This window comes from Bacillus methanolicus, from assembly GCF_028888695.1.
Lineage (GTDB): Bacteria > Bacillota > Bacilli > Bacillales > Cytobacillaceae > Bacillus_Z > Bacillus_Z methanolicus_B.
In genome coordinates, this window is record NZ_PNFF01000001.1 from 2,332,355 (window position 1) to 2,343,374 (window position 11,020).

Consider the following 11,020-nt stretch of genomic DNA (forward strand, 5'->3'; position numbering starts at 1 on the left):
ACACCTATTATTTGTTACCCTACACTTAAAATTGTAACAATTTATTCACATATTTTGACACTGTCGTCTTTTTCCGCTAAAATAGAACAGTTTGTATCAATTACTACACAAAGGGAGAGACAGAACAATGCAATCACAAATGCAGTCAAGTTCTTCACCTGCAATTGAAAAACAAAACTGGAGAATTTGGTGGCAATTAACCCGCCCGCATACATTAACTGCTGGTTTTGTTCCTGTTTTACTTGGAACGGCGCTTGCGATTCAAATAACCGATATTCACTTTGGCTTGTTTTTTGCAATGCTTTTGGCAAGCCTTCTGATCCAGGCAGCAACAAATATGTTTAATGAGTATTATGATTTTAAGAGGGGCCTGGATAACGAGCAATCCGTTGGAATTGGAGGAGCCATTGTCCGTCATGGAATCCATCCGGGCACCGTAATGGCCATTGCTTTGGGACTTTATGGAATCTCATTGCTTTTAGGCGTCTATATATGCATGAACAGCAGCTGGTGGCTTGCTGTGATCGGTCTTATTTGTATGGCTGCCGGCTATTTATATACAGGAGGCCCTTTCCCAATCGCCTATACACCGTTTGGAGAAATTGCCGCAGGATTTTTTATGGGGTTATTGATTATTTTAATATCCTTTTATATACAAACCGGAACAATTACAGTTACAAGTGTGCTTATAGCCATCCCGATTACCATTCTCGTCGGAGCTATATTGCTAGCTAATAATATAAGAGATTTAGATGGCGATAAAGAATTTGGCCGGAAAACACTGGCCATTCTACTTGGACGGAAAAAAGCCATTTACCTGCTCGCAGGAATGTTCATTTTTTCCTACGGATGGGTTTTTGGACTAATTTTTGCCGGAAAAGCTTCAATATGGACAATTATTGTCATTTTAAGTGCCCCTAAAGCGGTCAAGGCGACTAAGGGGTTTATTGGAAAAACAGCTCCTGCCCAAATGATGCCGGCCATGAAGGCGACTGCACAAACAAATACAATCTTCGGACTTTTATTATCCATTGGCTTATTCTTAGGCTACATTCTATAATTTGAAACAATATCAGCGGGAGTTTTTACCCCCGCTGATCTTTCATGCTCTTACATTGACTTACGAATTTATCATTGGCTTAGTGGCATTGATTTTCCAAATATCATTTGCATATTCCTCAATCGTTCGATCGCTTGAAAAATAGCCTGAATGCGCGATGTTCATCAAACTCATCTTCAGCCATCTATCTTGATCTTCAAAGGCCTCGCCTGCTTTCTTTTGAATATCTACATACGAAGCAAAGTCCCGAAGAACAAAATACTGGTCATTTTCCATAATCAAAGAATCGTATATTGCTTCAAATTCACCTTCGGCATCCGGGAAAAATCCGTTCACTAAAGAATCAAGCACCTGGTGGATTCGATAATCGTGGTGATAGTAGTCTCTTGAATTGTAACCTCCATGCTGGTAATAATGAAGAACTTCATCAGCCGTCAATCCAAAGATAAAGATGTTTTCCTCTCCCACTTTTTCCATAATCTCAATGTTTGCGCCATCCAAAGTTCCAACTGTAATCGCTCCGTTCATCATGAACTTCATGTTGCCCGTTCCTGAAGCTTCTTTGCTTGCCGTTGAAATTTGCTCGCTAATATCAGCAGCAGGAAAGATTTCTTCTGCAAGCGATACCCGATAATTCTCAAGGAAAATCACTTTTAAATGATCCTTTACATCAGGATCGTTGTTAATTTTATCGGCGACTGAATTAATAAGCTTTATTATCTTTTTGGCATAATAATACCCCGGTGACGCTTTTGCACCGAAAATGAACGTCCTCGGGTACATACTGAAACTTGAATCTTCTTTTATCCGGTTGTATAGATGCAAAATATGAAGAATGTTCAAAAGCTGGCGTTTGTATGCATGCAGCCTTTTTACATGGACATCAAAAATCGAACTTGGATCGACAATAACACCTGTCTTCTCCTTTATTATTGCTGCCAAACTGTTTTTGTTCTCTTTTTTTATCTCAAAAAGCTTTTTCAAAAACGCCGGATCATCGCGGTACTCGATTAGTCTTTCCAATTGAGCCGGTGATTCTATCCACGATGTACCGATCGTATCCGAAATTAGTTTTGCGAGCCCAGAATTTGACTTTAACAACCACCTTCTGTGGGAGATTCCGTTTGTTTTGTTATTAAATTTATCGGGAAAGACCTCATAAAAAAGGTTCATTTCTCGTTTTTTAAGAATATCCGTGTGAAGTCTGGCAACACCATTTACACTGTAGCAGCCGGCAAGCGCCAAATGGGCCATTCTCACTTCACCATGAGCAACAATAGCCATCTTTTCAATTCTTTCCCAGTCACCAGGATAAAGGTTCCAAAGTTCCTTGCAAAAACGTTCGTTTATCTCATTTACAATCATAAAAATACGCGGGAGCAATGGCTGAAAAATACGGATTGGCCACTTTTCCAGCGCTTCTGATAATGTTGTATGGTTTGTATATGAAATTGTGTTTTTTGTTATGTTCCATGCTTCGTCCCAGCCCATTTTTTCTTCATCAAGCAAGATTCTCATTAATTCAGGAATGGCAAGAACTGGGTGTGTATCATTTATATGAATACTGACATGGTTATGAAAATCCAGCAAACTATTGTGCTTGGAAAGGTACGAGCGTATAATTGATTGAATGCTGGAAGAAACAAGAAAGTATTGCTGTTTTAAACGAAGAATTTTTCCTTCATCATGGGTATCATCAGGATACAAAAACTCAGAAATAGATTCTGTTTCCCGTTTATATTTTAAAACATCTATATTTACCGGGTACGGCGAAGGCTGTGCACTCCACAATCTTAAAGTATTAACAGTCTTTGTCTTATAACCGACAATCGGCAAATCGTACGGAACAGCCGTAACTTTTTCTGCATTGATATGGCGGAAATGCAGGCATCCATCTTCAGAAACAGCCTCAACTTTGCCCCAAAACGGAACTTCAACCGCTAAATCGGCTCTCCGCACTTCCCAAACATTCCCATTCCGAAGCCAATGCTCGGGGAGTTCCACCTGGTATCCATCAACGATTTTTTGCTCAAATAGGCCATGTTTATAACGAATTCCAAATCCATGTCCCGGAAGATTTAATGTTGCTAGCGAATCGAGAAAGCAAGCTGCTAATCGGCCCAGCCCGCCGTTTCCAAGCCCCGCATCAGCCTCGGCCTCTTCCACTTCAGCCAAATCGATTCCTAGCTCGTGTAATCCTTCATAAACAATATTCTCAATACCTAGGTTCATTAAATTATTCCGAAGCAAGCGCCCTAATAAAAACTCGATTGATAAGTAATAAACTTGCTTTTCACCGGAAGCGCGGTATTGTTCATTTGTTTTAATCCAATCAGAGCTGATATATTCACGAATCATGTTGCCGAGCGTCTGAAAGTGTTCCCGTCTCGTACTGTCTTGAAAGCTTTTGCCAAACATCATCTCAAGCCTCTGTAAAAAAGCTTTTTTAAATTCTTCCTTATTAGTAAACATGGCTTTCACTCCTTGAGATCAGTTCAGCATAGAGGCTGTTATATTTGAAAGCGGATTGCGCCCAACTGTAATCTAAACCCATAGCTCGGCGGACAAGCTTCTTCCAAACGATGTCATCTTGATAAAACTGTAATGCCCTCTTGATCGTATACAGCATATCGTGTGCATTAAAATTGGTAAAAGAAAAACCATTCCCTTCACCGTTATCTTCCCGGTAGGACATGACCGTATCATTTAATCCTCCGGTTTCCCGCACGATTGGAATCGATCCATATTTCATGGCGATCAGCTGTCCAAGACCGCACGGTTCAAATTTCGATGGCATTAAAAACAAATCAGAGCCTGCGTATATTTGTTGAGCAAGTTCTTCATTAAAACCGATGTGCACTTTGAATTTTTCGGGATAATGATAAGCCATTTCGCGGAAAAAGTTTTCAAACTCATCCTCACCCGTTCCAAGGACGATCATCTGAAGATTTTCCGCCATCAGTTCATGAAAAACGCATTTAACGAGATCCAATCCTTTTTGCTTCGTCAGCCTAGTTATCATTGCGATAATAGGTGTATTCGCATCCTGTCTTAAGCCAAATAAATCTTGGATACGCTTCTTATTTTCCGATTTGCCGCTTAAATCATTTTTATGATATCTGGCAAAAATGAATGAATCCTTTTCAGGATTATAATACCGCTCATCAATTCCATTTAAAATCCCTTGCAAATCTTCTTTGCGCTTTCTTAAAAGGCCGTCTAACTTTTCACCAAAGTACGGAGTTTGAATTTCCTGCATATATGTCGGACTTACCGTAGTAATTTTATCAGAAGCAACGAGTGCACCTTTCATGAAATTTACATTTCCGTAAAACTCGAGTTGATCACTGTTAAAGTATTTTTCGCTTAAATTAAGCAAATCTCCAAGAATTTCTTTCGGAAAAATGCCCTGAAACTGCAAATTATGAATAGTAAACACCGTCTTCATTGGTACGTATTTTTTTCGACGGCAATATTCTGCCCGAAGCAGAAACGGAATCATTCCCGTATGCCAGTCGTGGCAATGCAATATATCAGGATCGAAATCTATATGCGCCAAACTCTCGAGCACTGCCCTGTTAAAATACGCAAATCGTTCGCCATCATCGAAAAAACCATATAAACGGTCCCGGTTGAAATAATATTCGTTATCGACAAAATAAAATGTAACACCATCTAAAATAAGTTGTTCAATCCCGCAGTACTGGTTTCTCCAGCCAACCTGCACACTGAATTCAGCAATTTTCCGCAAATAACTTTTCCACTTTTCTGAAATTGTACCATACTTCGGCAAAATGACACGGACATCGGTTCCAAGCTTTTTCAATTCCTTCGGCAAGGATCCCGCAACATCGGCAAGCCCTCCCGATTTTACAAAAGGAACACATTCGGAAACAATAAACAGGACTTTCACGAGTTCATCAACACCCCTTGTACAGTGCCTTTGCGAATAATATATGGTGATGAAGCATTAGCCGCCATAACAGTTCCTTCTTCCACCTTAACATCTTTGTCTAAGATAACCGAATCTAACACACAATTATCGCCAATCTGGCATTTTTGCATTACAATACTATTTTTTATGATTGAATTTTTTCCAATTTTAACACCTCTGAAAATAATACTATTTTCTACTTTGCCCTCTATTAAGCATCCGTTTGCGATCATAGAGTTCTTAACGTTTGCTCCCTTAAAATACCTTGTCGGGGGTTCATCCTTCACTTTTGTATAAATTGGCCGTTCTTTGTGAAAAAGCTGTTTCCAAATCGGAGGTTCGAGAATGCTCATACTCGCTGAATAATACTTTTCTATTGAATTAATCATGACGGCAAAACCTTTATATTCATAGTTGCAGATCTTATAAGAATGATGTATATCCGTTACGACATCTCTCATGCATGTATATCCCGTTTTCTCATAAGATTCAATCAATTCGATGAGCAGTGATGTCTTAACTAAGTACATTTCAAGCGACTTTCCTTCATGGAAAATCTCCGTAATATCACATCCGCTTTTGATATGCCACTCTAAGACAGGACGAAAATCCATATTAAATACTGTAAAGCAGTTTGCAATCAGCGCATATTCCTGCCTGCTGCGGTAAAAATAATCAATGTTCGCCGCAAAATGATAAAAAGACCCGATTCCGTTTCTTAATCCATCCAAAGTCGGAGAAGGGAAAAAGAACAATCCGTCTCTCTTTCGATTTAAATCCCAGTTCTTCCCTGATCCCAAATGGTCCATTAACGACCTATACTGAAATTTAGGAAAAATCGCGACACTTTCAATTTCAGAATTCACCATGTTCGACAAGACAAAGTCGATAAGGCGGTAACGGCCGGCAATTGGAACCGCTGCAAGCGACCGATGGACAATCAATTCTTCTAATTGATCATAGTAAGTTGTTGCATCAATAACACCGAGTAGTCTTTTTTTCAAATGGAAGTCCCTCCCGATTATGATTTAATTTACGAATAAATTCCATTTAAGAGTTCATCTGTTACGAGAACTATTTCATCGCTTCTATCATTCGGGCGAATAACCATTCCATCCGGCACTCGAACATTTGAAGGTACGATCGCTTTTTCAATAAAGGTATTTTTACCAATAACCGCATCTGGCATGACAACAGATTCCCGAATGATGGCTCCTTTTTCAACTGTTACACCCTGGAATACAACTGACCTTTCAACTTCTCCTTCGATGGTGCAGCCTTCGTTTATAAGTGATTCAGTTACTTCTGCTTCGGGAGAAATATATTGCGGCGGTTGATTCGGATTAATCGAATAGATGCACCATGAATAATCGAACAAATTAAGTTCGCATTCTTCATCGAGCAAGTCCATGTTGGCTTCCCAAAGGCTCTTTACTGTACCGACATCCTTCCAATAGCCCTTAAACGGATAAGCGTACAGCTTCTTTTTTTCTTCAAGCAATAAAGGGATCACATCTTTACCGAAATCGTGCGTAGACTCCGGATTGCGGTTATCCATTTCCAAATATTCTTTTAAAATATTCCAATTAAAAATGTAAATTCCCATCGATGCTAAATTATTTTTTGGCATTTGCGGTTTTTCTTCGAACTCTATGATTCTCATATCTTCACTAGTATTCATTATGCCAAATCGGCTGGCTTCGTCCCAGGGAACCTCGATAACTGAAATCGATACGTCTGCCCCTTTTTCGATATGATATTCAAGCATTAATTCGTAATTCATTTTATAAATGTGATCGCCAGAAAGAATCAGAACGTATTCAGGTTCATATTGAGTTAAATAATTCAAATTTTGATAAATAGCGCTTGCAGTTCCTGTGTACCACTTCACCTCCGATGATTCACTGTAAGGGGGCAATATTGTAACCCCCCCGTTTCTTCTGTCCAAGTCCCATGCGCTTCCAATCCCAATATAGGAATTTAAAACAAGAGGCTGATATTGAGTTAGTACACCCACAGTATCAATTCCGGAATTTGTACAATTACTGAGTGTAAAATCAATGATCCTGTATTTGCCCCCAAACGGAACAGCGGGTTTTGCAAGGTTTTTTGTCAGTGCACTAAGCCTGCTCCCTTTCCCTCCTGCCAATAGCATGGCGACGCACTTCTTTTTTACCATTTTGATTTCTCCCCTTTCGTTGTTTAACTGGGCGCAATATTGAAATCCCAAATGGCGGGATCGTCATTTCCAATGAATATGGCTTACCATGAAACTCTTCCTTCACAGCATTTAACACCTTTTTGTTCACACAGCCTGAACCGCCAAAGGTATCCATGTCACTATTAAGTATTTCCTTGTATTTTCCTTCCTTTGGTACACCTATTTTGTAATTATGGTAGGTTTGATACGTAAAATTACACACAATCACGAGGAACTCTTCTGAATTTTTTCCCCTTCGGATAAACGAAAATATTGATTGCTGATAATTGTTTACATCGACCCACTCAAACCCTTCGCTCATATGATCAAGTTGATAAAGGGGCTTAGAGCGGTTATAAATATGAAAAAGCTCTTTCACATAAGTATTCATCTTCTTATGCATCTCATAGTCTAGCAGATTCCAATCTAACTGTTCCTTGTCTTTCCATTCGGAAAACTGGCCGAGTTCTGTACCCATAAACAAAAGCTTTTTTCCCGGGTGGCAAGCCATGTACCCTAACAACAAACGGAGCTGCGCAAATTTCTGCCAGTAATCCCCCGGCATTTTATCCAGCAAAGATTTTTTTCCGTGGACAACTTCATCATGGGAAAACGGCAAAATAAAGTTTTCTGAAAAAGCATAAAGAAGCGAAAAGGTTACTTTATTGTGTTTAGAAGACCTAGAATCAGAAGGAGTCTCCATGTATTCCAATATGTCATTCATCCAGCCCATATTCCATTTGTAGTTAAATCCAAGGCCGCCGTAATGAACAGGAGCAGTCACCTGCGGCCAATCTGTAGAATCCTCTGCAATCATAAGAATGGTTGGATCGTGTTGAAAAATCACTTTATTTAATTTTTTTAGAAAGTCGATGCCATAAGGATTGGCATGTTTTCCTTCTGAATTCGGCCAATAGATGATATTGGCCACAGCATCAACCCGAAAACCGTCAATATGAAAATAATCCATCCAAAACAAAGCATTCGAAATAAGAAAACTTTGAACTTCCGTCTTCCCGAGATCAAAATTTGCAGTACCCCAGACCGGATTTTCACGGTCATGAATATTTTGATATTCATACAGATGTGTTCCATCAAACCGATAAAGTCCATGGCTGTCTTTGCAAAAATGGCCGGGCACCCAATCAAGTATGACCCCAATGTCATTCTGGTGGCATTGATCAACGAAATACATGAAATCATGGGGAGTTCCATATCTGCTTGTTACCGAGAAATACCCAGTTCCTTGGTAACCCCATGAGTCGTCGAGTGGGTGCTCCACAAGAGGGAGCAATTCTATATGCGAATATCCATGTTCCCGTACATAAGGAATCAATTCATCAGCCAATTCTCGATATGTAAGAAAACTTCCATCGTGTTTCTTTTTCCACGATCCTGCGTGCACCTCATAAATCATGACTGGCTCTGAATAGACCGGTTTTTTCATTTTCTTTAATTTCCATGCATGATCGTTCCAGGTAAATCCTTCAAGGGAATATACAATCGATGCAGTGTTTGGACGAAGTTCCGAATAAAAAGCAAACGGATCAGACTTTAAGAGCCGTTCTCCCTGTTTCGTAAACACTTCATACTTATAAAGACAACCTTCCAAGTTTTCCTCCACCAAGAGCATCCAGATCCCATCATTATTTACTCTATGAAAGGTATACCCTTCTCCATTCCAATTATTAAAATCACCGACTAATCTGATAATTTCAGCATTTGGAGCCCAGACACAAAACCTTGTCCAAATCTTTTCGTTCACTTTAACAAGGTGTGCCCCAAACAAACGATAACTTTCAAACAATGTACCCTCGTGATATAAATGGATTTGATAATCTGTAGGAAAAAACGTATCTAATTTCATCTATGTCTCCATCCTATCCTAATTTCACCTACTTTCCTGTTATATTCGATTTATGAAAAAAAATTCCTTGTAAAACATTTTTAAATTTTTTGACAATAACTTCATTGTTTTGTTAAAATTCGTCACATCAAATCCAATATCGCTATGTTTCGGCATATTTTTTTACGCATCGAGACAAAATAAGTTAATAAAATAACACGTAAACTGAAAGGAGAATAATAATTTTTATGACAAACGAGGAAGATAAAAAATTAATGCAAGAACACCCAGAAGAAATCAAACCTTATTTCGAAGCACCAGACAGAAAAATATTAGCGATAGGGGATCAATTTCGCGGTCCTTATACAGGAATTACTTCAGAATTTGACTTGGACAACCCGAACAGATCATTGCCTAAAAAAGATGATCGGCTGATTGATTAATAACAAAAATAAGCTATAAAATAAGAAAAGCTGTTGACACATAGTCAACAGCTTTTTTAATATGACCCGTACGGGATTCGAACCCGTGTTACCGCCGTGAAAGGGCGGTGTCTTAACCACTTGACCAACGGGCCTTAATGGCGGAGAAGGAGGGATTTGAACCCTCGCGCCGGTTACCCGACCTACACCCTTAGCAGGGGCGCCTCTTCAGCCACTTGAGTACTTCTCCATATGGCTCCGCAGGTAGGATTCGAACCTACGACCGTTCGGTTAACAGCCGAATGCTCTACCACTGAGCTACTGCGGAATGGTGGGCCTAAATGGACTTGAACCATCGACCTCACGCTTATCAGGCGTGCGCTCTAACCAGCTGAGCTATAGGCCCATTTTGTGTTGGAGCGGGTGATGGGAATCGAACCCACGACAACAGCTTGGAAGGCTGTGGTTTTACCACTAAACTACACCCGCGTATTTATTTTTTTGATGGGGCGACTAGTGGGAATCGAACCCACGAATGTCGGAGCCACAATCCGATGCGTTAACCACTTCGCCATAGCCGCCATCATTAAAAAGTACAAGCAGTTAACGGCTAAAAATGGTGGCTCGGGACGGAATCGAACCGCCGACACAAGGATTTTCAGTCCTTTGCTCTACCGACTGAGCTACCGAGCCATTCTTATTTTTGTTCACTTAACATCTAGTTTCACACAGTCCTTTGCTCAAAGGATCTTCCGATCTTTCTCGCAGATTGCCGCCGAAACTGATCAATGATGTGTGCAATCTGCTCTACCGACTGAGCTACAAATCAATACTTATTGTTGCTTGTTGCCTATTTAGGTGGCGGTCCCGACGGGAATCGAACCCGCGATCTCCTGCGTGACAGGCAGGCATGTTAACCGCTACACTACGGGACCAAATTGCGGGGGCAGGATTTGAACCTGCGACCTTCGGGTTATGAGCCCGACGAGCTACCGGACTGCTCCACCCCGCGTCGATGTTATTTTATTCATTTTGTCCATGCGCCTATTTTAGCTTTCGGACTGTCCCGACCTCAGAAAGAAATACAAGAAGCTGTTCGGTCGGTACAACTCGCAGTTATTCAGTGAAGTAACGCTCGTTGCTCCACCCCGCGTCGATAATATTATATTTATAATAAAATTATTAAGTGATATGGCGGAGGAAGAGGGATTCGAACCCCCGCGGGCTTTGACACCCCTGTCGGTTTTCAAGACCGATCCCTTCAGCCAGACTTGGGTATTCCTCCGTATTATAAATGGTGGACCTTGTAGGACTCGAACCTACGACCGGACGGTTATGAGCCGTCTGCTCTAACCAGCTGAGCTAAAGGTCCTCTATTTGGTAGCGGCGGAGGGAATCGAACCCACGACCTCACGGGTATGAACCGTACGCTCTAGCCAGCTGAGCTACGCCGCCAAAAACATATCTTTTTTATGGTGGAGCCTAGCGGGATCGAACCGCTGACCTCCTGCGTGCAAAGCAGGCGCTCTCCCAGCTGAGCTAAGGCCCCATTCTTTAA

Annotated in this window: 7 protein-coding genes and 13 tRNA genes; 2 read left to right on the forward strand and 18 right to left on the reverse strand. The window is 40.7% G+C overall.

All coding sequences use genetic code 11. The annotated features are described in order from the left end of the window. Positions 1–127: 127 nt before the first annotated feature. The gene (locus tag C0966_RS11660) at positions 128–1,060 is read left to right on the forward strand and encodes a 1,4-dihydroxy-2-naphthoate polyprenyltransferase (RefSeq protein ID WP_274855669.1); all 933 of its coding nucleotides are present in this window, start codon (positions 128–130) and stop codon (positions 1,058–1,060) included. Between the two features lie 60 nt (positions 1,061–1,120). On the opposite strand, the gene C0966_RS11665 is transcribed toward C0966_RS11660, so the two are convergent. Genes C0966_RS11665 through glgB form a run of 5 tightly spaced genes read right to left on the reverse strand, consistent with a single transcriptional unit; the run spans position 1,121 to position 9,061 of the window. Continuing rightward, entirely contained in the window at positions 1,121–3,532 is a 2,412-nt protein-coding gene (locus tag C0966_RS11665; RefSeq protein ID WP_274855671.1) for a glycogen/starch/alpha-glucan phosphorylase, read from the reverse strand. Further along, complete coding sequence (gene glgA, locus C0966_RS11670) at positions 3,522–4,973, reverse strand: glycogen synthase GlgA (RefSeq protein WP_274855672.1); 1,452 nt, start codon at positions 4,971–4,973, stop codon at positions 3,522–3,524. Before glgA ends, C0966_RS11665 begins: the two co-directional genes overlap by 11 nt. Then, positions 4,970–5,998 (reverse strand): sugar phosphate nucleotidyltransferase, encoded by a 1,029-nt coding sequence (locus C0966_RS11675; protein WP_274855673.1) that lies wholly within the window; start codon positions 5,996–5,998, stop codon positions 4,970–4,972. Before C0966_RS11675 ends, glgA begins: the two co-directional genes overlap by 4 nt. A gap of 29 nt (positions 5,999–6,027) precedes the next feature. Further along, positions 6,028–7,173, reverse strand: coding sequence for a glucose-1-phosphate adenylyltransferase (locus tag C0966_RS11680; protein WP_274855675.1), 1,146 nt, complete (start codon positions 7,171–7,173; stop codon positions 6,028–6,030). Beyond that, positions 7,115–9,061 carry a 1,4-alpha-glucan branching protein GlgB gene (gene glgB, locus C0966_RS11685; RefSeq protein ID WP_274855676.1) on the reverse strand — a complete coding sequence of 649 codons (1,947 nt, stop codon included), beginning with the start codon at positions 9,059–9,061 and terminating at the stop codon, positions 7,115–7,117. The genes C0966_RS11680 and glgB overlap by 59 nt, the downstream gene beginning before the upstream one ends. 227 nt (positions 9,062–9,288) lie before the next feature. Here glgB and C0966_RS11690 point away from each other — a divergent pair, with 227 nt between their 5' ends. Next, on the forward strand, positions 9,289–9,483 hold the full coding sequence (locus C0966_RS11690; protein WP_274855678.1) for a hypothetical protein: 195 nt from the start codon (positions 9,289–9,291) through the stop codon (positions 9,481–9,483). Between the two features lie 62 nt (positions 9,484–9,545). On the opposite strand, the gene C0966_RS11695 is transcribed toward C0966_RS11690, so the two are convergent. The 13 genes from C0966_RS11695 to C0966_RS11755 form a co-directional block, all read right to left on the reverse strand. Further along, positions 9,546–9,617, reverse strand: a tRNA-Glu gene (locus C0966_RS11695). Between the two features lie 4 nt (positions 9,618–9,621). Then, positions 9,622–9,712 (reverse strand) — tRNA-Ser (locus C0966_RS11700). Between the two features lie 3 nt (positions 9,713–9,715). After that, positions 9,716–9,790: transfer RNA gene (locus tag C0966_RS11705), tRNA-Asn, on the reverse strand. A 1-nt stretch (position 9,791) separates the two neighbouring features. Continuing rightward, positions 9,792–9,868: transfer RNA gene (locus C0966_RS11710), tRNA-Ile, on the reverse strand. Positions 9,869–9,877: 9 nt separating this feature from the next. Beyond that, positions 9,878–9,951 (reverse strand) — tRNA-Gly (locus C0966_RS11715). A 16-nt stretch (positions 9,952–9,967) separates the two neighbouring features. After that, a tRNA-His gene (locus C0966_RS11720) sits at positions 9,968–10,043 on the reverse strand. A gap of 36 nt (positions 10,044–10,079) precedes the next feature. After that, a tRNA-Phe gene (locus C0966_RS11725) sits at positions 10,080–10,155 on the reverse strand. Between the two features lie 166 nt (positions 10,156–10,321). Further along, positions 10,322–10,397, reverse strand: a tRNA-Asp gene (locus tag C0966_RS11730). Between the two features lie 3 nt (positions 10,398–10,400). After that, a tRNA-Met gene (locus C0966_RS11735) sits at positions 10,401–10,474 on the reverse strand. A 180-nt stretch (positions 10,475–10,654) separates the two neighbouring features. After that, positions 10,655–10,747, reverse strand: a tRNA-Ser gene (locus C0966_RS11740). A gap of 10 nt (positions 10,748–10,757) precedes the next feature. After that, a tRNA-Ile gene (locus C0966_RS11745) sits at positions 10,758–10,834 on the reverse strand. Positions 10,835–10,840: 6 nt separating this feature from the next. Further along, a tRNA-Met gene (locus C0966_RS11750) sits at positions 10,841–10,917 on the reverse strand. 18 nt (positions 10,918–10,935) lie between these two features. Then, positions 10,936–11,011, reverse strand: a tRNA-Ala gene (locus C0966_RS11755). Positions 11,012–11,020: the final 9 nt, after the last annotated feature.